Annotated in this window: 17 protein-coding genes; 7 read left to right on the forward strand and 10 right to left on the reverse strand. The window is 43.8% G+C overall.

Going from position 1 to position 22,225, the window contains the following annotated elements; translation table 11 throughout:
* Positions 1 to 105 precede the first annotated feature (105 nt).
* Both FPZ43_RS10435 and FPZ43_RS10440 read left to right on the forward strand, forming a co-directional pair.
* Positions 106 to 441 carry a hypothetical protein gene (locus FPZ43_RS10435; protein ID WP_146381853.1) on the forward strand — a complete coding sequence of 112 codons (336 nt, stop codon included), beginning with the start codon at positions 106 to 108 and terminating at the stop codon, positions 439 to 441.
* 145 nt (positions 442 to 586) lie between these two features.
* The gene (locus tag FPZ43_RS10440; RefSeq protein WP_146381854.1) at positions 587 to 2,185 is read left to right on the forward strand and encodes a SulP family inorganic anion transporter; all 1,599 of its coding nucleotides are present in this window, start codon (positions 587 to 589) and stop codon (positions 2,183 to 2,185) included.
* 211 nt (positions 2,186 to 2,396) lie between these two features.
* Here the strand turns inward: FPZ43_RS10440 and pruA are convergent, their stop codons facing one another.
* The 7 genes from pruA to FPZ43_RS10475 all read right to left on the reverse strand — a co-directional run bounded on the left by pruA (position 2,397) and on the right by FPZ43_RS10475 (position 11,381).
* Positions 2,397 to 4,034 carry an L-glutamate gamma-semialdehyde dehydrogenase gene (gene pruA / locus FPZ43_RS10445; RefSeq protein ID WP_146381855.1) on the reverse strand — a complete coding sequence of 546 codons (1,638 nt, stop codon included), beginning with the start codon at positions 4,032 to 4,034 and terminating at the stop codon, positions 2,397 to 2,399.
* A 99-nt stretch (positions 4,035 to 4,133) separates the two neighbouring features.
* Positions 4,134 to 4,688, reverse strand: coding sequence for an arylesterase (locus FPZ43_RS10450; protein ID WP_146381856.1), 555 nt, complete (start codon positions 4,686 to 4,688; stop codon positions 4,134 to 4,136).
* Between the two features lie 20 nt (positions 4,689 to 4,708).
* A complete protein-coding gene (locus tag FPZ43_RS10455; protein ID WP_146381857.1) occupies positions 4,709 to 5,056 on the reverse strand; it encodes a hypothetical protein in 348 nt (115 codons plus the stop codon).
* 126 nt (positions 5,057 to 5,182) lie between these two features.
* On the reverse strand, positions 5,183 to 6,634 hold the full coding sequence (locus FPZ43_RS10460) for a hypothetical protein (RefSeq protein WP_146381858.1): 1,452 nt from the start codon (positions 6,632 to 6,634) through the stop codon (positions 5,183 to 5,185).
* Positions 6,635 to 6,715: 81 nt separating this feature from the next.
* The gene (locus tag FPZ43_RS10465; RefSeq protein WP_261381052.1) at positions 6,716 to 9,496 is read right to left on the reverse strand and encodes a TonB-dependent receptor; all 2,781 of its coding nucleotides are present in this window, start codon (positions 9,494 to 9,496) and stop codon (positions 6,716 to 6,718) included.
* A 116-nt stretch (positions 9,497 to 9,612) separates the two neighbouring features.
* The gene (locus tag FPZ43_RS10470) at positions 9,613 to 9,975 is read right to left on the reverse strand and encodes a helix-turn-helix domain-containing protein (protein WP_146381859.1); all 363 of its coding nucleotides are present in this window, start codon (positions 9,973 to 9,975) and stop codon (positions 9,613 to 9,615) included.
* A 74-nt stretch (positions 9,976 to 10,049) separates the two neighbouring features.
* The gene (locus FPZ43_RS10475) at positions 10,050 to 11,381 is read right to left on the reverse strand and encodes a rhodanese-like domain-containing protein (RefSeq protein ID WP_146381860.1); all 1,332 of its coding nucleotides are present in this window, start codon (positions 11,379 to 11,381) and stop codon (positions 10,050 to 10,052) included.
* A gap of 127 nt (positions 11,382 to 11,508) precedes the next feature.
* Here FPZ43_RS10475 and FPZ43_RS10480 point away from each other — a divergent pair, with 127 nt between their 5' ends.
* Positions 11,509 to 12,042: a hypothetical protein gene (locus FPZ43_RS10480; protein WP_186461811.1), complete on the forward strand. Its 534-nt coding sequence runs from the start codon at positions 11,509 to 11,511 to the stop codon at positions 12,040 to 12,042.
* Positions 12,043 to 12,088: 46 nt separating this feature from the next.
* Here the strand turns inward: FPZ43_RS10480 and FPZ43_RS10485 are convergent, their stop codons facing one another.
* Positions 12,089 to 14,155, reverse strand: coding sequence for a M13 family metallopeptidase (locus FPZ43_RS10485; protein ID WP_146381862.1), 2,067 nt, complete (start codon positions 14,153 to 14,155; stop codon positions 12,089 to 12,091).
* Between the two features lie 309 nt (positions 14,156 to 14,464).
* Here FPZ43_RS10485 and FPZ43_RS10490 point away from each other — a divergent pair, with 309 nt between their 5' ends.
* Both FPZ43_RS10490 and FPZ43_RS10495 read left to right on the forward strand, forming a co-directional pair.
* On the forward strand, positions 14,465 to 17,101 hold the full coding sequence (locus tag FPZ43_RS10490) for a valine--tRNA ligase (RefSeq protein ID WP_146381863.1): 2,637 nt from the start codon (positions 14,465 to 14,467) through the stop codon (positions 17,099 to 17,101).
* Positions 17,102 to 17,211: 110 nt separating this feature from the next.
* Positions 17,212 to 19,104, forward strand: coding sequence for an ATP-binding protein (locus tag FPZ43_RS10495; RefSeq protein ID WP_146381864.1), 1,893 nt, complete (start codon positions 17,212 to 17,214; stop codon positions 19,102 to 19,104).
* Here the strand turns inward: FPZ43_RS10495 and FPZ43_RS10500 are convergent.
* A complete protein-coding gene (locus FPZ43_RS10500; protein ID WP_146381865.1) occupies positions 19,101 to 19,553 on the reverse strand; it encodes a type I restriction enzyme HsdR N-terminal domain-containing protein in 453 nt (150 codons plus the stop codon). The two genes, FPZ43_RS10495 and FPZ43_RS10500, sit on opposite strands and share 4 nt — an antisense overlap.
* Before the next feature lie 152 nt (positions 19,554 to 19,705).
* Here FPZ43_RS10500 and holA point away from each other — a divergent pair, with 152 nt between their 5' ends.
* On the forward strand, positions 19,706 to 20,725 hold the full coding sequence (gene holA / locus FPZ43_RS10505) for a DNA polymerase III subunit delta (protein WP_146381866.1): 1,020 nt from the start codon (positions 19,706 to 19,708) through the stop codon (positions 20,723 to 20,725).
* A 30-nt stretch (positions 20,726 to 20,755) separates the two neighbouring features.
* Complete coding sequence (locus FPZ43_RS10510) at positions 20,756 to 21,478, forward strand: hypothetical protein (protein ID WP_146381867.1); 723 nt, start codon at positions 20,756 to 20,758, stop codon at positions 21,476 to 21,478.
* A 347-nt stretch (positions 21,479 to 21,825) separates the two neighbouring features.
* On the opposite strand, the gene FPZ43_RS10515 is transcribed toward FPZ43_RS10510, so the two are convergent.
* Positions 21,826 to 22,161 carry a DUF3140 domain-containing protein gene (locus FPZ43_RS10515; protein WP_261381053.1) on the reverse strand — a complete coding sequence of 112 codons (336 nt, stop codon included), beginning with the start codon at positions 22,159 to 22,161 and terminating at the stop codon, positions 21,826 to 21,828.
* Positions 22,162 to 22,225: the final 64 nt, after the last annotated feature.

A 22,225-nucleotide genomic window follows, 5' to 3' on the forward strand; every position in this document is an offset into this window, starting at 1 on the left:
GACTGTATTACGTAAGTCTCCAATGGGAAAATAAAAATTAGATAAAATTTATTTTGATCGAACGCAGCCTTTGTTGAATTACGAAAATTTATATATTTGTGCAGCATGAAAAAAGGCCATTTTAAGCTTGCAGCAACATTTTTGTTTATGAGCATCTTTATTATGAAGATGGCCATATCTTTTGCACCTGCTTTTTGGTGCCTGAATAATAAAGCCGTTAAAGCTGTAATAATGCAGCTTGAAAACGAGACCAAAAGCGAAAAGGAAGATCCTGAAAAGGATGCCTTTAAAGAAAAAAAATCTTTCGACGAGAATATCAGTCATGTTGTTATTGCTTATATAACACACATACACGAGGTTACTATATTACATAACCGGGAAAGATCACTTTATACTGAGGTTTATCATCCGGTAATACCTACCCCTCCTCCAAACGCATAATTAATGCTGACCTGGCTTACTGCCGGGTTGGGTTTGCTATCCTGGTAATTACCGGCAAAGCAATTAAAGCGCAATCTACATTGGCATAAGCCGGTGTGTTATGCCAAAAGTGTTATTAAAATTAAGTTTTTAATTCGCGCTTATTATGCAAATTAAACAAGGCAGCCAAGCATTTGCCGAAACCCCTAACCAAACAAAATACTTTACAGCCAAAAACCTGCAGCGGGATATTCCTTCAGGGCTTGTTGTGTTTTTAGTGGCGCTGCCGCTATGTTTGGGTATTGCGCTTGCATCTGGTGCGCCATTGTTTTCGGGCATACTGGCGGGTATAATAGGGGGCGTTGTAGTAGGTACTTTAAGCGGTTCGCAGCTTAGTGTTGCCGGGCCTGCCGCGGGGCTTACTGTAATAGTATTAAACGCTATAACCAAGCTTGGCTCATACGATGTGTTTTTGCTGAGCGTATTTATAGCCGGCGCGTTGCAAATAGTGCTTGGGCTCATAAAGGCGGGCACCATAGCCAGCTATTTCCCATCATCGGTAATAGTGGGGATGCTGGCAGCCATAGGCATCATACTTATCATGAAACAGCTTCCGCACGCAGTTGGCTATGATGCAGACTTTGAAGGTGATGAAACGTTTGCCCAGGCCGATGCCGACAATACCTTTTCGGGCGTGGTGAGGGCATTGGGTAAAATTAACTATGGTGCCGTAATTATCAGCCTGGTATCGTTGGCTATCATGATATACTGGCCAAAGGTTAAGAAGTTAGCGCTTGTACCTGCGCCGCTTGTTGTTGTGGTAGTGGGTATAATCTTAGCTTCTGTTTTTTCGGGAAATGGGCTGGCGCTTTTAAATAAACAATTTGTGCAGATCCCGATTGTGGGTAGCACGCAAGAATTTGTGGGGTTGTTTAAGTTGCCCGATTTTGGGGCTATTGGCAATAAGCAGATTTGGATAACGGCAATTACCATTGCCATTGTTGCCAGCCTCGAAACATTGCTTAGCCTCGAAGCGGTCGACAAAATTGATCCTATCAAAAGGATATCGCCTACAAACCGCGAGCTGGTTGCACAGGGGGCTGGCAACTTAGTGAGCGGTTTATTAGGCGGTTTACCCATGACAGCCGTTATTGTGCGGTCATCGGCAAATGTAAACTCGGGTGCACGTACCAAGGTAAGCACTATTTTTCATGGCTTGTTATTGCTGATATGTTTACTGGCTATACCAACCGTGTTAAATAAGATACCACTATCGTGCCTTGCAGCAATATTGCTTACTGTGGGTTACAAGCTTGCCAAGGTGTCGCTGTTTACGCATATGTGGCACAAGGGGCTTAACCAGTTTGTGCCGTTTTTGGTCACTATTGTGGCCGTTGTATTTACCGATTTACTAATTGGTGTAGGTATAGGCATGGCTGTGGGTATATTTTACGTATTGCGCACAAACATGCGTAACCCATATTTTTATGAGATTACTACAAACGGCAATAGGAAAACCATCAATCTTAAACTTGCCGAAGAGGTTTCTTTCTTGAATAAGGCCTCGATACAAGCTACCCTGGCGGATTTGCCTCAAGGTATCACGGTAGTTATCGACGGGTCAAATTCACGCTACATTGACCCGGACGTGTTGGAAATCATCCATAACTACCGCCGCAATGCGTTTACCAAAGGCATAGTGGTTGAATTACATGATATAAGAGAGCGCTACGAGATGCCAAAGTTCAGGCACGTTGCGCTATGAGATATTCAAGTGTTTGCTGTTCATCAAAATTCCAGTAATGGGGTTGTTTTTTTAGTTTAGGCCGGCGGGAAAATTTCTTGCCGGCTTTTTTGCTTAATCATTTCGCCTAGATCTGATTGGTGAATAATAGATTAAGGCATTTTCAACGGGATAATAAACTAATAAAAAAGCCCAACTTTAATTAAAGCTGGGCTTTCTCTATTTACAATCATTATAACTCTTTCTGTAAAAACGGATACCTGTAATCTTTCGGCGGATCGAACGTTTCTTTAATAGTGCGCGGAGATACCCAACGCAACAGGTTTATCATCGAGCCTGCTTTATCGTTAGTGCCGCTGCCGCGTGCGCCACCAAATGGTTGCTGGCCTACTACTGCACCTGTAGGTTTATCATTAACGTAGAAGTTACCTGCTGCGTTGCGAAGGCGTTGTGTTGCTTGTGCAATAGCATAGCGATCTTGAGAGATGATAGAGCCTGTAAGGGCGTATATAGACGTTTTATCAATAGTATCCATGATCTGCTCAAACTGATCGTCTTCATAAACGTAAACGCTTAGCACAGGGCCAAACAGCTCGGTACACATGGTAACATAAAACGGATCATCAACTTTTATAACAGTTGGTTCAATAAACCAGCCTTGAGATTTATCATAGTTACCACCCGCAATCAGCTCAACACTATCGTCAGCCTTTGCATCGTCAATGTACTTAGCCAGTTTATCAAAAGATACTTCGCTTATAACCGCATTGATGAAGTTTTCAAAATCTTCGGTAGGGCCCATCTTAAACGTAGCCATCTCGCGTACCATGTGCTCTTTAACAGCCGGCCATAATGAAGCAGGTATGTATGCACGTGACGCAGCCGAACATTTTTGACCCTGGTACTCAAAGGCACCACGTAATAGTGCTACGGCAACAACATCGGCATTGGCGCTTGGGTGGGCAAGTACAAAGTCTTTACCGCCTGTTTCGCCAACTATGCGTGGGTAGGTTTTGTATTTATGAATGTTGGTACCAATAGTTTGCCAAATGTTTTGGAAAACACCGGTTGAGCCTGTAAAGTGGATACCAGCAAAATCGGGATGGTTAAATACCACCTCTCCAACTTCCGGTCCGTCGGCATATATCAGGTTGATAACACCCGGCGGCACGCCAGCTTCTTTAAATATCTGCATGATAACGTTAGCGGCGTAAACCTGCGTATCGGCAGGTTTCCAAACCACAACGTTACCCATCATGGCTGCACTTGCAGGCAGGTTACCGGCAATGGCTGTAAAGTTAAACGGTGTTAAAGCAAACACAAAACCTTCCAGCGGGCGCTGCTCTACACGGTTCCAGATACCTTTACCAGAAACAGGTGGCTGTTGCTGGTAAATCTCGGTCATGTATTGCACGTTGAAGCGCAAAAAGTCAACAAACTCGCAAGCTGCATCAATCTCTGCCTGGTATGCATTTTTGCTTTGGCCTAGCATGGTTGCAGCGTTAATAGTGGCGCGGTATGGCCCGGCTACCAGATCGGCAGCTTTTAAAAATATGGCGGCGCGTTGTTCCCAAGGCAGGTTTTCCCAGTCGGCTTTTGCAGCAAGGGCAGCATCAATAGCGGCATTTACATGGCTCTTATCGCCGAAGTGAAAAGTGCCTAATAGGTGTTTATGATCATGCGGCGGGCGCAGTTCTTTAAGGTTACCTGTGCGCACTTCATCGGCGCCAATGTACATCGGTATATCAACCTGTTGCGAGCGGGCAGCCTCTAAAGCTGCTTTAAGTGCTGCACGTTCCACACTGCGTGGGCCGTAGTTTAAAACAGGCTCATTTACTGCAGGGGGCACGTTAAAAAATCCTTTTAACATAGATATTTATTTTGGTGTGCAAAGATAAGGCTTAATGTGCACAAGTGCGAATTTGCAATCAGTCGGATTTGTTTTGTGACGGCCGTATGAAGTAGCCGATTATAATATTCTTTTCAGTTCCGGCCAAACCAATTCTGCCACAACCTTATAACCTTCTGCAGAGGGATGGAGCCTGTCCCACAGGTTGAGGTGCTTTTGGCCAGCCACACCTTTGAGAAGAAATGGAATAAATGCCATCTTATTGACTTTGGCCAGTTGCGGGTAAATAGCGCTAAATTGTACGGCAATGCTGCCACCAAGTATTGCAGGTATTTCTATCCCCAAAAGCATGAGCTTTGCAATTGGATATCTGGATTTTACTCTATTGATTATCGCCTGGAGGTTTTGCGCAATTACAGCAGGAGGAACGCCCCGCCTGATATCATTAATACCCAACTCCAAAACGAATACATCTACCGGCTGGCTAAGCCAATAGTCGAGCCGTGACAAACCGCCCGCGGTAGTGTCACCACTTAGTCCAGCGTTTATTATTTTATATGGTAAACCCAGTTTGGCTATCTTATCACCTATAAGCGCCGGGAAAGATTCTTTTGCTGCATTTGCCAGGCCGTAACCGGCTGTTAAGCTGTCGCCGAAGAAAAGTATGTTCTGCATATAATAAGGGCTATGCGTTATTAACTTTCATCTAAATTCCAAAGCCCAGGGTGGTTACGGTAATGCATAATATTTTCTATCACTTCCTGCACTTCCGTTGTACTTAATTCCGCGTTGCCGTCGGCTATATAGGTAAACAGTTTGCCTGGATCTTCAATAGCGAGGTGACCCAGGTAATTAGGGTCGAGCTTTTTTTCTAATAGTAACTCTGCTTCCTGCCTGCTCTCCATAGCAGGCGTTTCATCATTTGCGCTACTATATATATTGTAGGTGTAGGTAAGCACGGGGTGCCCGTCGGCCTGTGCCTGTATATTGGGGAGTATTTTTACCGGCCTGTTGCCTCCAACTGTAAAAAATAACGGTACCATAATATAGCTCTTTGTTTTAACAACTGTTCAACAGCATAATGGTTTTCAGCTATACCACATCCGTAAACAAACAAAAGCGGCTACCCAAATGGATAGCCGCCTTGTTATTAAGATAGTTTTGTTTAATTATTTGGTAGCACCAGGAGTGGTGTACAAAGTAGCTTGTGGGTTAAAGTTTGTCCAGTTAGCTGTCCAATCTGTTGAGCCCATAGCACCGCGGTAAGTTACTCTTTCAAAGAAAGTATCAGCAACTTTTGCATTTGTAAATGCTGCACCTGTTTCAGCAACAGAACCAGCTTTTACAGTGAACACAGGGATACCAGCGTTAGCAAAGTCTGATGAGTATTTGAAAGGATCAGTTAACAAAGTTGAAGCATTTAAAGTTGAGTTGAAAGTGTTATTAGCTCTCAAAGTAGCTTCGAACAATGATTTGTTTTCGCCTTTAACTTCGTTAGCAGCAGTACGGATGTTGCCGATAATGTTGTTGGTAAATACTAACCTCCCTGCAGTAAAGTTAGTTGAAGTTGAAGCAGCAGTAGTTACTTTTGAATCGTCGATATAGATGCCATCAACAAAACCTGCAAATACCGAGTTAAGGATGCTCTCGCCAGAGTTACGACGGATTTGTGCAGCGTGCTGGTAGTTAGCGTTAACAGATGGGATAGTTGTAGCCGCACCTGTTGGGATAACCGGGCCAACCAAAGTCATGTTAGAAAATACAGCTGAGGTTTGTGGGGTTTTATCAGAACCAGAACCATCGTTATCAGACTCGAATGCGTTTGAACCAGAAACGTCCGCAACTGTAGGGTAACGCTGAGAGATACCAAACTGTACTTTACCAGCGAAACCAAAGTCGGTATCAAAATCATCATCTACGCTACCAATAGCTAATAAGTGTTTAGCATTTACTGTACCGCCAAACCACTCAAAAGCGTCATCACCAGAACGGTAAACCATTACATAGTCTATTGTAGTGCCCGAGCCTACACCGCCCATTGTTAAACCGTTGATCTCATTATCCGGAGAGAATGGGATACCGGCATACTCGATACGTACATATTTTAAGGTACCAGAGTTATCGTTAGCTACGTTACCACCGTATTGGATGTATTTAGCAGCATCGCCTTTAGCATCTAAACCACCCTCAATACCTACGTTTTCACCTTGGTTAACAGGAGCTTTACCCAAAAGGATGATACCACCCCAGTCACCAGCGTTGCGGGTACCGGCAGCAAATGATGATGTAAATACAATTGGTTTATCAGCAGTACCTACTGCTTCAATTTTAGCACCGCGGGTAATAATCAAAGTACCTTTAGTAGCTTTATCGCCTTTAATGATTGTACCTGGCTCAATAGTTAAAGTTGCACCGTTGGTTACATAAACAAAACCTGATAGTGTGTAGATTTTGTCGGCTGTCCAGGTAGTGTTAGTAGTAATGTCGCCACTAACAGATACAGTATTTGATGGAGTGGTTACTACCGGAGGTGTTGTGTCGTCAATTACAGCATCTTTTTTAGAGCATGCACCAAAAAGCAAGGTGGCACCTAATGATAATAATAATAGAGGTTTTTTCATGATTGTTTCTTTCGAATTTTATACAAATTACGAGCTTAATTATTAAGCCTGTGTTAAGCAGGCTTTAACAAATGACTAATATTAAAATGTGTAATTAAATGATAATGAGTATGTTGAGCCAATGTTGTAGCGGCGGAAGATGTTGCCTGGACCAGACGGAATGTAAGGTTTGCCATCAAGCTCATACTCGAAGCTGTAGTTGTTTGCAAGTATGTCTGTAGCGCTTAGTTTAAACTCGCCTTTGTTTTTAAACACCTTATAACCTACCTGTGCATCTAACACGTTACGCGGCATTTCATACACGCTCGAGAAACGTGCGCCACCAGCCAGGAATATGCGTTTACCAAGGCGGTTAAACAACAAGTTTATTGATAGTTTGTTATCCAGCTCGGTGTGTGTAATACCGGCGTTAACCACATATGGCGACTGGCCTACCAACCGGCGTGTTTTTTCAAGACGATCGATACCATCATCAGGGTTGGTTACGCGCGATTTGTTAACGGATAAGTTTGCGTATGCTGTAGTGTTTTTCATGAACATGCTACCGTTGATAAAATCAAGCGCTTTGCGGGCCTCAAGCTCGAAACCATATACATAAGCTGATTTGGAGTTGAAGTAGCTGATGGTGGTGGTTGAGTTACGGTCGTCAAATATTGGTTCGATAGCGTTTTGGAATTTTTTGTAGAAAGCTGATACCGAGAATATCTGACCGGCAGCAGGATAAAATTCGTAACGGATATCGGCGTTATCAATCAATGTCCTTTTCAGGCTTGGTTCACCCTGTACTGTAGCCAGTAATTCGTAATCATAAAACGCAAAGGTTGCAAGCTCCCTAAACTCCGGGCGGGCAAGTGTGCGGTAGTATGATGCCCTGAAATTTGCTTTAGGCGTTAAACTGTAAGTAAAGTTAACCGACGGAAGGAAATCTGTATTGTTTAGCTTAACTTCCGGCTGGTTAGGATCCTGTGTTTTTAATTTCAGGTCAAATTTCTCAACGCGTAAACCGTAAACAACCCTTACGTCTTCGCCAATCTTGCTGTCCAACATGGCGTAACCAGCGTTAGTTAAACTGTGGGCATTGTATCTGTCGGCAAGGTTTGAAATCTCCTGCAAATCAAATATACCTGCGTTGATAACGCTCGGGCTAAACAGGGTTTGGATAGGGCGCTGCAAAATTGCATCGATATCGTAAGTTGAGTTTGATCTGTCGGCAATTAAACCGATGAAGCGGGCATTGAAGTTCCTGTCGCGGTATTGTGAGTTAACACCTAATTTTAAAGTGCTTTGTTTAAACAGGTTTACCGGCAGGCTGTAATCTACTTTGCCCGAGTAAATATTCTCGTTAAGTTTAGAGAAGAAACGTGCATTTTCCTTACCAAGCGTTTCAAGTGTAGCATAGTATGGATCGCCCGGGTTACTTTGTTTGTAGTTAACCTTACGCTGATCCGGCTGGTCATTGGTAATGTTGCTGAAACCAAGGTTCCATTTGATTTTTGATTTTTCGCCAACAGCATGGTCACCTTCAAGCGTGCTTTTAAACAAGCCTTTTTCAAGCATGTCATAAGCATAAAAGCGGTTGTCATTTGATGACGTTGACGAGTTAGGGCCGGTACGGTAAGTAAACTGGTCGTCCAGGATACGGTTGTACAGGTTTTTGAAGGTGATTTTGTTTTTACCGAAGCTGTATGCAAAGTTTGCAAGCGCACCAATGTTGGTAGAGAACTTGCTTATCTCGCTTTGGTAGTCGTAGTTATCATAACGCTGTATCAAATTAGGCGTTATGTTTTGCGAATTACGGTAGGTTAATGATACCGTTGTACCTAACTTGTTTTTTGCGGCACCCAACTCTTTAACATCACCAACTGTAAGCTGGTAGCTTTGCGTAGGCAACGCTTTGTTGGTGTAGATATTAAAATCATTATTAAGGCTGCGTGCCGATTGTATTTCCTGGTTTTTTGAAAGCTGATTGTTTACAATACGCTCTGTCGACGGGAAATTGTTGGCCAGTTTACGGCTGCCGTCGTCAAAACCAAAGTAATCGCTGGTTGAGCGGTAGCCGCTTTTAAAGTCTTTAAAAGTGCTTTTGGTATTGTAACCTGCGCCAATACCAAAGCTTACAAAGTTTTGATCTGGTATGTCTTTGGTCAATATCTGTACGTTACCGCCTGCAAAGTCTCCGGCCAAATCAGGGCTGGCTGTTTTGCTGATGATGATATTGTCGATAAGGTTACTTGGCACAATATCAAACGAGAAAGCCTTGCGGTTAGGCTCGGTGCTTGGCAGCGGAGAACCATCTAAAGAGGCTGTGTTGTAACGGTCGCTCAAACCACGTACAACCACAAACTTATTGTCCTGTATGGTGGTACCGCTAACGCGTTTCAATACATCGCTGGTGCTCCTGTCTGGTGAGCGGCGTATAAGTTCTGATGAAATACCATCAGATATTGATACGCTGTTTTTTTGAATAGCGTATAATGAACTTACCGACTCCTGACGGTAGGTTGCCTTAATAACTACTTCTTTTAAAGCAGTAGTTTCTGATTGCGACAGGGTGACATCAAGCGGAGTTGCTGCCCCTGCTTTTACTTCAATGTCCGAAATTGATTTTGTTTGATAGCCAATGTAGCGTATTAAAACGGTGTATTTGCCCGGGGCAACGCCGCTTAGTGCATAGTGGCCTTCAACATCTGTTGCTACACCTTTAGTAGTGCCTTGCAGGCTTACTGTGGCACCAATTAATGTTTCACTGGTTTTTGAGTCGATAACTTTACCGGTTATCCTACCCGGGTTTTGGGCAAATAGTGTGTTTGCCGATAGGGTTAAGGAAATAACGACTGAGATTACGGTTAAAAATCTTTTCACGTGTATTAATTTAATACCGCAAAATTATTACCGCGATGTTAGTTGAATGTTACTGATGTATTACCAAAAAGGACACTTAATATTAAATGAATGTTAAGTGCAAAATAAAATTACTGTTAACCAGCGTTTTGTTTTTCGGGATTTAAGTGCTGCTTAATTTCCTGCATTTCCAGTTCATAGGCACGCATACGAGCGTGTAAGATGTCTACTTCGGTACGCAGCATTTGTATCTCCGTGATGAGTTTGGCCGAGTCTGGTTTGTGCAAATGCTTTTCGCCTGTGCCCAGGATGAGCCACTCGGGCGAGTATTTTAACTGGAAGCAAAGTTTACGGATAAGATAGTAACTTATATCCTGCTTCTTGTTAATCACCTTGCTTATAAAGCCCTGATCAACACCTATGGCATTAGCAAGGGCTAATTGCCCGCCATGATCTTTTACAATAACTTTTATCCGTTTTAAAACCGCCTCGTCAGTCATAGTGTGATGCTGCAATTATAAACAATTTTATCAAAGTGAATAGAGGCAGCAACCAATCGTATAAAAAAAACGGTTTAGAACGTTTTTATTGCGTCGCTAAGATCATATACCGGCACGTCTTTTATTTGCGCCGAAATAATACTAACTGCAGCGGCCGAGCGATAGCCTGCTGCGCAATGCACCACAATTGGTTTATCGGCAGGTATTTCGCCAATGCGTTCCCTCAACTCGGGCAGCGGAATTGTTAAAGCATCAGCAAATATTTTACCCGCTTTTATTTCGGCCCAGTTGCGTACGTCTATGATGGTGCAATTTTGGGGTTGCGCTCTGAAAGCCGCTTCATCAAGTACAGGCGCTTGTTCTGTAGCTGTTGGCGGGGTAAGCAGCGCTGCTTTTATATTTTGCTCGTAGCCTATTTTGGCAATTTTGTTAATAGCAATGTCAAGTGCGGCATCACTAGCAGCAGTGAGGTAAAATGCTTCGCCCGGGTTGATGATAGACCCTAACCAGGTTTCAAACTTTTCACCGTCCTGCAAATTAATGCTGCCGGGCAAGTGGCCCTCGCGATAGTTACCCCTCGGGCGGGTATCTATAACCTGTATGCCTTCAGCCAAACCAGCATCGGCCTTAATCTTAACAACATTATCAACGCTTTCATTAAAGTTTGGTGCACCGGTTTTATTCAGTTCCACGTCATAGCCAAAATATTTTGGCATAAAAGGTTGGTCGGAAGTAAGCAGGTTTACAAAGGCCAGTTCGTCCATTAGTTGCAGGGCGTAGTTTTCACGTAACTCTTTACCAATAGTTGTTTGCAAATCTGGGCTCATACTTTTGCCACAGAGCGAGCCAGGACCGTGTGCCGGGTAAACGGTAATGTCCGCAGGCAATTTCATTAACTTTTGGCGGGTGCTTTGGTACATCTGCCGGGCCAATTCTTCTTTCTTGGCTGTAATGTTCCCTGCGCTTTCGCGTAAGTCGGGCCTGCCCACATCGCCTGCAAATAGGGTGTCGCCGGTAAATATGGCGCAATCGCGGCCGTTTTCGTCTTCCAATAATATGCAAATCGAATCGGGCGAGTGACCGGGTGTGTTAATCGCTTTTAGTTTGATGTCATTCAGTTGAATAACATCGCCGTCATCAAATGCTTCATGCGGATATTCGGCACCTGCAAGCTTGCTAACATAGATAACGGCATCGGTGGTTTTATGAATCTCAAGATGCGAGCTCACAAAATCGGCATGGGGGTGGGTTTCAATAACACCGGCAATATCTGCGTTGTGCAGCGCTGCAAAATCGTAATAAGGCTGCGGGTTGCGGGCCGGGTCAATCACTATCATGCGGCCGGTGCGAATTATTGCGTACGAGGCATGCGCCAAACCTTTATCGTAAAATTGATGAACTATCATAAGCGGTTACAGCCGGCAAAGATAGGATTTGCGCGGGAGAGGTAAAAGGTAGGAGTGTAGATGGGAAGTAAAGATGTGCATCACAGATGCTAATTCGCTTACGCACTCGTCGCTGACGAGCGCGAGGGTGGATTCAGGTCTACAAAATATAGTTCATGGGTTGATAGACGAGGATAGTGGTAATCATGTCTCAGGCGGTGTTTTTAAAATTGGGAGGTATAGTATCGAAAACTATTTAATTGATCCCTTGAACGTATTTGCTGTTCTTATCGATAAAGAAAGAGCACCTATCGTTAATGGTATTAAACTTACAGTCGGCGAAGAGTATAAATTAAAATCTTTACCTGCTAGTAAGCTCCAAGAAATAGTAGATGAGATATTTTCTTTAGTTGAACCTGAACTGGCAAGTTTTTTTTCTGACTTTGATCAATCAGAATTAGAAAGAGCTAATGTGGAATTTACTAACGGTATGGTACTTTCCTACCCTAAATGGATTTTTTTGAGGCGAGGTAAAACATTATTATTTGAAGTCTACAACAAAGTTTTCACAAGCCCAATTGTAAATTTTTCAACACTTTTTAAGGCTATGAGAAAGTTGAATTTGTTCCCACTTGAACTTTTATCAAAACTTAGTGAGTTGAAGAGTACTATTAAGGAATAATGAAAAGCCCGGCATAACCGGGCTTATAAAACCACTCTCCAAACGCCTACCAAACTTTAATACGTTCTTCGGGCTTTTTGTACATTTTGTCGCCGGGTTTAACGTCGAATGCGGCGTACCATGCATCCATGTTTACAACAGGTGCATTGGTGCGGAACTCCTCGGGCGAGTGCGGATCAGTCAGGATCCTTTGCGCGGCCGACTCGGGGCGTTGTGCACTGCGCCATACCTGTGCCCACGACAGGAAGAACCTTTGGTCGGGCGTAAAGCCGTCAATCTTGGTGTTTGATTTGCCTTGTTTAGTTTTCTTGAATGCTTCATAAGCTACATTCAATCCACCTAAATCTGCAAGGTTTTCGCCAAGGGTTAGTTTGCCGTTTACGTGCATAGTATCAAGAACAGTAAAGGCATTGTACTGGTTTACCACCTGGTCTGCACGGCCTTTAAATTTATCGGCATCTTCCTTGGTCCACCAGTCGCGCAGGGTGCCATCGGCATCATACTGGCGGCCCTGGTCGTCAAAGCCGTGCGTCATTTCGTGGCCTATTACCGCACCTATACCACCGTAGTTAATAGCATCATCGGCACCAAAATCAAAGAAAGGGAACTGCAAGATCCCGGCAGGGAAAGCAATTTCATTATTTACCGGGTTGTAGTAAGCATTTACGGTTGGCGGTGTCATGCCCCAGCGGGTTTTATCAACCGGTTTGCCCAGGCGGGTAACGTTATAATTGTAGCGCCATTTAGATATGGTTTTCAGGTTCCCATAATAATCATCACGATTGATGACAATGCCGGCGTAATCTTCCCATTTATCAGGATACCCAATTTTAACACTAAAGGCGTTCAACTTCTTAAGTGCGCGTTGCTTGGTAGCATCGCTCATCCAATCGAGGCGTTTAATGCGGTCGCCAAGGGTAACTTTAAGGTTGTTAACCAAGTCAACCATGTATTTCTTAGCAGCCGGTGTGAAGTATTTTTCTACGTAAAGCTGGCCAAGCAATTCGCCCAGGCTGCCGTCAACAAGGCCGCTCATGCGCTCGTCGCGCGGGGTTTGTACCTTTTGGCCGCTAAGTGCGCTGCTATATGCAAAGTTTGCTTTAACAAACGGCGAGCTTAGCGCGCTTGCAGCACTTTTAAGCACGTTCCATTTCAGGTAAGTTTTCCAGTCGGCAACAGGTGTTGAGGCAAGCATGCCGTCAATATCCTTGAAGAAGGTTGGCTGGCCTACAATTATGGTGTCCTGGCCGGCAACTTTAAGCATAGGCAAAAGTTTTACCCAGTTTAAGTGCGGGGTGGTTTTGCTGAAATCGGCAACCGAAAATTTGTTGTAGGTTACGTTGGGGTCGCGCTGTGCCACACGGCTTAGCTGTGATTTGGCAAGCGCTTTTTCCAGCTCATAAACTGTGTTCGCATTTTTCGCGGCTTCATCAGCGCTGCTGCCTGTTAATGCAAAAAGGGCAGTGGCATACGTTTTAAAAGCATCCTGAATTTTTTTCGAACGGGCATCATCTTTCAGGTAGTTGTCCCTATCGGGCAGGCTGGTGCCACCCTGGCGCAGGTTCACAATGTAACGCTCCACGTGTTTGTCATCCTGGCCTACGCCAAAGCCAAACAGCGGGCTGCCCAAGCCGTTCATGCGGTCATAAACCAGTTCGTTTACAACACCGTCAATGCTGTTTATTTTGTCAATACGGGCAAGGTCGGCCTGTATCGGGGTGTAGCCTTTTTTCTCAATGGCAAGGCTATCCATACCGCTGGCGTATAAATCGCCCACGCGTTGTTTAAGGCTGCCTTTGGTTTGGCCCTTTGTTGCGCTAACCTCTTTAAGCAAATTTAAAAGGCGGTCAGTATTTTCCTGCCTTAAAATGTTGAAGCTACCCCAACGGGTTTGTTTGGCGGGGATAGCATTTTGCTTTAACCAGCCGCCGTTGGCATATTCAAAAAAGTCGTCGCCCGGCTTAACAGACATGTCCATATTGGCCGGATCAATAAATTTTTTAGGGGGATCGCCGGCAGATTTTTTGCCCGGTTTGCCGCCATCAGCAGCGAAAGCACTTACCGACAGGCACAGGGCGCCGGCCAGCATCAAATTATTAAACTTTAACTTCATAACAATTTAGTAAAAAGTTAAAGCTAATAAATTAATACAGTAGCTTGCAAATAGCCTATTTGTTAAACCAGCTAAGCAAGGTTGATAATCCCGAAAATCTGAACATTACAGCCAGTAAACGGTTGGCAGGCAGCGTTTTCATACTTGTATTGGGTGTTACAATATAGTAACGCGGTATTGTAAAATTATTGTTGCCAAACGATATTATGTTTTATATAAGGCAAATCAGCAAACGGTGGCTTTTAATTAGTTATTGATATATCGATTATAGCAATTGGTATTAGTTGCAAATACTTATTTTTGCGGGCTATGGACATTGCTAAAACATACTCAGCCCAACAAGCAGAACAAAAATGGTATAAGTACTGGTTAGATAAAGGCTTTTTCAGGTCGGTGCCTGATGATCGCGAACCTTACACTATCGTTATACCGCCGCCAAATGTTACCGGTGTGCTGCACATGGGCCACATGTTAAACAATACCATACAGGACGTTTTAATTCGCCGTGCCCGCATGAAGGGCAAAAACGCCTGCTGGGTACCCGGTACCGATCATGCCAGTATTGCTACCGAAGCCAAGGTAGTTGCCATGCTTAAAGAGCAGGGTATCAACAAAGCCGACCTTACCCGCCAGCAGTTTTTAGCCCACGCGCTTGATTGGAAAACCAAATACGGCGGCATTATACTGGAGCAATTAAAAAAGCTTGGCGCATCATGCGATTGGGACCGCACCAAATTTACGATGGACGATGACATGACCGAGTCTGTTATCGACATATTTATTCACCTGTACAAAAAGGGCTGGATATATCGCGGTGTGCGCATGGTAAATTGGGACCCGCAGGGTAAAACTGCCGTGAGCGATGAAGAAGTTATCCGTAAAGAGGTAAACCAGAAACTTTACTACATAAAATACGAGGTTGCTAATGCCGATACCCCATCTGCGCAGCATGTAATAGTGGCAACTACACGCCCGGAAACCATTATGGCTGATGCGGCTATTTGTATAAATCCTAATGATGAGCGTTACACCTATCTGCATGGCAAAAGTGTTTATATCCCGCTTATTAACCGCGAAATTCCGGTAATACTGGATAACTACGTTACCATGGATTTTGGTACCGGCTGTTTAAAAGTAACACCCGCGCATGACCTTAATGACTATGAGCTGGGCATACGCCACAACCTGCCTGTAATTGACATTTTAGATGATGACGGCAAACTGAACGAAAAGGCCACCATACTGGTTGGCGAAGACAGGTTTGCTGCCCGTAAAAAGATCGCCGTAATGCTCGAGGAGGCTGATGCCTTGGAGCGTACGGAAGATTACACATCGCAGGTTGGTTTTTCGGAACGCACCAACGCGGCTATCGAGCCAAAGCTATCTATGCAATGGTTCCTGAAAATGAAGGAAATGGCGCAGCCAGCCCTTGATTACGTTTTGAACGGCGAGGTAAAATTGATCCCCGAGAAATTCATAAACACCTACCGCCACTGGATGGAAAACGTGCGCGACTGGAATATTAGTCGCCAATTGTGGTGGGGTCAACAAATACCGGCCTACTATCTGCCAAACGGCGAAATTGTGGTTGCCAAAACTGCCGAAGAAGCGTTGCAGCTTGCACAAGAGAAGAACCCGGCATTAACCGCTGCCGATTTAAGGCAGGATGAAGACGTGGTAGATACCTGGTTCTCGTCATGGTTGTGGCCGGTATCAGTATTTGATGGTGTGCGCAACCCGGACAATGCCGAAATAAACTATTATTATCCAACTAATGATTTGGTTACCGCTCCCGAGATCTTGTTCTTCTGGGTGGCGCGTATGATAATGGCGGGCCACGAGCTTCGCGGTCAAAAGCCATTCAACAATGTCTATCTAACCGGTATTGTAAGGGATAAGCTGGGCCGGAAAATGTCAAAGCAATTAGGCAACTCGCCCGATCCGCTGGATTTAATAAACCAGTACAGCGCCGATGGCGTGCGTGTTGGTATGATGCTATGCTCGCCCGCGGGTAACGACTTAATGTTCGACGAAAGCTATTGCGAACAAGGGCGTAACTTTGCAAACAAAATATGGAATGCCTTTAAGCTGATAAAAGGCTGGCAGGTTGATGATAGCCTTGCCAATCCAAACGCAATAGCTATCGAATGGTTTGGGAGCCGTTTTAATCAGGCACTTACCGAGATAGAAGACAACTTTGCACAGTACCGCTTGTCGGAAGCGTTGATGACTACCTATAAACTGGTTTGGGACGATTTCTGCGCATGGTACCTGGAAATGATCAAACCTGCCTACCAGCATCCTATTGATAGCGAAACGTACAGCAAAACAATTGCTTACTTCGAAAATATTTTGAAGCTGCTGCATCCGTTTATGCCGTTCCTTACTGAGGAATTGTGGCATGACGAATTGTTTGGCACCCGTAATGAAATGGATTGCTGTATTGTTGCCCAGCTACCCGCAATCGGGGAAATCAATGCACAATTAAATGCAGAGATCGAAGTAGCGCAACAGTTAATTGCACAGGTGCGTAACATTCGTAATAGCAAACAGCTGTCGCCAAAAGAAGCGTTGCCGCTATCTATCAAGGTCAACTCGGCTATTAACTACAACCAGTATACAACTATAATAAAGCATCTGGCCAATATCAGTAGTATTGAGTATGTAACCGAATCGATTAATGGCGCAAACAGCTTTATTTGCGGTACAGACGAGTTTTTTGTTACTCTTAATATTGCTGTTGACGTTGCAGAAGAAACTGCCAGGCTCGAAAAGGAGAAAGAGTATTTGATAGGTTTCCTTAAATCTGTAAACGCCAAATTGGGCAATGAGCGTTTTGTGGCAAACGCGAAACCCGAAATTGTTGAGAACGAACAAAAGAAGCGTGCCGATGCAGAGGCTAAATTGAAGATCATAGAGGACAATCTGGCGGCTTTGGCAAACTAATTGCAATACTACTGTACAGTTTACACTATAGTTGGGATTTAATTTATATATTTAATCAACCAATTGTAAACCAGGTAAACAATCACACAGTAAAGTATTTAGCCCAGGCAGTGAGTTTTTTTAATTTTTCAATTTATAAAATTCTAAATAAGGATCAATCCATTCTTGACCAGGCACGTATTCGCCTGCTTTACTATGGCATGGTGCTGGCCTTTATTGCAATGGGGGCGCTTTTTATAAGCGTTTACCTGCAGCATTTGCCTTACATGAGTGCATCTGCTGCAGTTATGATGGTTATACTGGCAGGGTTATTTAAGTACTTAACTTACAAGCCCGACTGGCGCATAATATCGCACATTTTGCTGGTAACTGGCACAGTTGTAAACCTTTTTACCGTATTTTATTTAACACAGCAGGTACCTATTACCACCATCCAGATTATCATCCTGGTTATCATGTTCAGCTTTTATATGCTGGGCCAAAACTGGGGTATGTTTTTCTCCTTGCTAAATGTGTTGCCTGTGCTGTTGTTTATGGTTATGGCCTATGACCATAGCTTCTTTTTCGATTTTAAGCCCGAGCGTACTGATGATGCAACAGAGATAATAGGTGTCTTTGCCAACTTTATACTTATCATCTTCATCCACAGTCACTTGTACACAGCGTTTATAAAAAATATCCGCGAGTTAAAGGCTACCGGCGAGGAACAGGCTGCGCTGAACATCAAGTTTGAAAAAGCTATCCAAAAGGCCGAGAAATCATCTCAGGCACAGGCAGAATTCTTGTCGACCATGTCGCATGAAATTCGCACCCCTTTAAACGCGGTTATCGGCATGAGCAATTTGCTGATGATGAATAACCCAAGGGCTGATCAGAATGAGAACCTCGAGATCCTAAAGTTTTCTGCAAATAACTTGCTGGCCATTGTGAACGATGTGTTAGACTTTAACAAGATCGAGTCGGGCAAGATCGTCTTTGAAAAGATCAGGTTTAACCTGGTAGAGTTGATGCAGAACATTTGCGGCGGGCAAATTATAAAGGCTGAAGAAAAGGGCTTGCTCTTTAAGCTTGATGTTGATAGCTCGTTACGAAAGAAGATCATCTTCGGAGACCCTACACGTATCACCCAAATTATTTTTAACCTGGTTAGTAATGCCATTAAATTTACCTCGCAAGGTAGCGTTGGCGTTAGGGTAACCTGCCTGGAGGACAGGCATAACATGATAACCGTTGGTTTTTCTGTTAAGGATACCGGTATAGGCATTAAGAAAGAAAACCTTGAGAGCATATTTGAGCCATTTACTCAGGAGTCTATAAGCACAACCCGTCAGTATGGTGGCACTGGGCTTGGTTTGGCCATTGTTAAGCGATTGATGGAGCTGCAAGGTGTTCAACTGAATGTGAAAAGTACCGTTGGTGAAGGCTCCGAATTTTTATTCAATATGGAGTTCCCGGTTGCTACAGAAGTGCCATCAGAACGCCGTTTTGTGCCAAAGCCACAAGCAACGGCAGCGACGCCATCCGCATTTTCTGTACCGGCAAATAGCAACGGGCGTGTAACATCAACCCCCGATGCGCCAACACCGCCGCCTGTCCAGGCACCTGAAGTAGCTGAGGTGCTAAACAATGAATTGCGTGTACTCATAGCAGAGGATAACCCAGTAAACGTTATGCTGATGAAGAAGCTTTTCTCAAAGTGGAAGATAGTGCCAACTATTGCCGATAATGGCGAGCGTGCAGTGGAGATTGTTCAATATGGTAACTTCGACATCATACTGATGGACCTGCAGATGCCTGTCATGAACGGTTTTGATGCCTCAAAAGAGATCCGCAAAATGGCTGATCCTGCAAAAGCCAATATCCCTATTATCGCTTTAACGGCCTCTGCGTTGTTTGATATTAAAGACCAGGTAGCCGCCGCCGGTATGAATGGTTATGTAGCTAAGCCATTTAAACCCGATGAACTGATGGAAAAGATTCAAAGCCTTGTGGCTACCGTTTAAAGCAGTTTATAATCGGGCAGTTCCTGTAAAAATGTATAGTTTTCCTTGTTAAAATCAATGTTGCAATAGTAGTGCTGCAAGCCATTGCTAACTGCCATAAATTTTACCTTATGCACCATGTTGTAGCGCGCAGCCTGATCAAAAGTTGCCTGGCTAATGGCCACCGATGGCGCTTTGCACTCTACAAGCAAAATTCGTTCGCCTGCCGAATTAAAAACCACGATATCCGTACGTTTGGCCAGGCCGTTAAGCCTGAGCCCGCCTTCCAGTTTTATCAATGATTTAGGATAATTTTTGTGCCTGATGAGGTATTGCACAAAATGCTGACGCACCCATTCTTCGGGCGTTATAATGATGGTGCGCTTGCGCAATTCGTCAAACAAGGTAAGCTTGCCATTATCATCGGTAATTTTGAAAGGGTAGGGTGGTAAATTAAGCGGCTGAAGCATTGTAAGTGCAAAAGTAAAAATTCAAAATTCAAAAGAGGTACTTCCTGATTAAATAGGTTAAGGGCCAGCCGACCCACGGATTTGATTTGGATTATTCAACAAATTCTCCATTTATACTTTTGACTTTATACTTTTGACTTTTAACTTCTCTCATGACTGCTCCCGAGATTATAAAAGACCTTAAAGCCCGCAAGTTTAAACCTGTGTACTTGTTGCACGGCGATGAGCCTTATTTTATTGATCTGATTGGCAACTACATTGAGCATAAACTTTTAAGCGATGCCGAAAAAGGATTTAATCAAACGGTGCTATATGGTAAGGATACTGATATCATGACGGTAATTAATGCATCCAAGCGCTACCCGATGATGAGCGATTATCAGGTGGTGATAGTTAAGGAAGCGCAGGATATGAAGTGGGGCAAGGATGATGAAGGCAAAGGCATCAATCCCGTATTGGCCTACCTCGAAAACCCGCTGCCAAGCACAATACTTGTTTTTTGCTACAAGTACGGCAAGTTTGATAAACGCAAAAAAACCTACAAAGCGATGGACAAACACGGGCTGGTGTTTGAGTCGGCCACGTTGTATGATAATAAAATACCTGCCTGGGTTGAGGGCTATGTAACCGGCAAGGGATATAAAATAGGGCAGCAGGCATCAGCCATGTTATCAGAGTATTTGGGGAACGACCTTTCCAAGATTTCAAACGAGATGGACAAACTGATGCTCAATGTAACAAAAGGCGAGGAGATCACTCTAAAACACATTCAGGACAACATCGGCATCAGCAAAGAATATAATGTGTTTGAGCTGCAGGCTGCGTTGACCCGTAAGGATGCTTATAAAGTAAACCAGATAGTGAATTACTTTGAAGCCAACCCCAAAGCAAACCCCATAGTGCTGGTATTGGGTAACCTTAATAATTTTTTTAGTAAGGTGCTGGCGTATCACTACGCTAAAGATAAAACACCGCAGGGCCTTGCAAAAGAGTTGGGCATAAGCCCTTATTTTGTGAAGGATTATGAGCAGGCTGCAAAAGGTTACAACCTTGGCAAAACCTTCCAGGTGATAAGCTACCTGCGCGAGTACGATCTGAAAAGCAAAGGGGTAGAGTCAAATGCGGGGCCGGGTGCACTAATGAAAGAACTGATGTTTAAAATATTACACTAACCTATTTGACCCTTATTTACGCTTGTTAAAATGAAAAACCTAAAACCCCTTGCTTTACTTGCTGTAAGCGCTGCTGTAATTTTCGCCTCATCGTGCGATAGGGCACAATCAAATGTGCAAACCCTTTATACCGATAACTGCGGCGTATCATGGAAGCTGATTAAGGCCGGCGAAACGCTGCCCAAAGGAATTGGTATGTGCTCATACAAAGTAACCGTGCCCGATTACCCTATGCAGGGCGAAAGCGTGTTTAAATCGGCGTTTAAGAACCGTGTAATGGCCAAGATCGAAGTTACCTACGATTACTCGATTACCAACGCGATAGATTACGTGGGAGAGGCCAAGTACCTGGGTAAAATTAATTCAGACAGCGATAGTGAGGCTAATTCGGCAAAGGCCTATGAAACGGCCGAGAACTCGGTTATCGATAAACGTATAAAAGAGGTTGCCCGCGATTTATTGATCGATGAAGACATTGTTGAATTCTCTCAGGCTGACTTTGAAACCAAGCTGCTGGACGATGTTAACAAGTTGCTGGCATCAAAAGGTGTTAAGATCAACTTCCTGAGCTTTGTACCTATCCCCGAAGAGCAAACAAGGCAGGCCATAGACATTGTAACCGCTATGAAAATATATGACAGCAAGGGCCTTGGCGAAGTGGGCAAAGCCGTAGCAACTGCCCGGGCCGGTGCGACAAAAGTGAGCGTATCAACCGAAACCAAAAAACCTGCAGAAACAGAAGAGAACGACTAATAGCCGTTCTCTTTTGTATACGTTCCATTATGCAGACGCAGGTTGGTCAGCCTAAATAACATTATAGATATCAAATTTACAATGGTTTAGCGTGTGTTGGAAATTAGATTATATTTGCCGTATCACAACAACCAGCCTGTCATGAATATATTTATTGCCACTGCGCATTTCTTTTTGTTTTTTGCCGGATTATTTCCGGCGTAATTTTTTCAGCTTCCTTAAGTATGTTAAAAAGAAATACTATCCTGCCTGGAAATTTCCTAACTATATAAGCGTAGGATAGTCCGAATATCTCCACCACAAGTTTGTAAAACGCGACTTTAAGTGACAATAAGGCAATAGTACTATTACTTTTTAGAATAGTCGTGCCCCCAGTTTTTTAGCGAATAATCCCAGTTAGAGTTTTCGGGCTTACTTGGGCGTTGCGCCATGTGCCGCTTAACGTAGCTATTTACTTTTTGCATGTGTTTATAATCGGGTTCGGTAAGCTCGTCCTTTTTCTTATTAAGGATTTTTATGATATGCTCACCCGATTTATGACCTACCGATTCGCCGTCGCCACTGTCCCAACCAACAGCTTTAGATTCGTCTGTTTTTAACCATTTCTCTAATTGGGATGCGGTCATGTTTACCGTGTCTTTAAATTCCTTGTATATTTCTTCGTGTTTATCGTTGTCCATCATTTGTTGTTTGTTAAATAAATTAACCAAAACGGAAAATGTTTTCCGTGAGTGGTATAATGCAATC

The organism is Mucilaginibacter pallidiroseus (genome assembly GCF_007846085.1).
Classification (GTDB): Bacteria; Bacteroidota; Bacteroidia; order Sphingobacteriales; family Sphingobacteriaceae; genus Mucilaginibacter; species Mucilaginibacter pallidiroseus.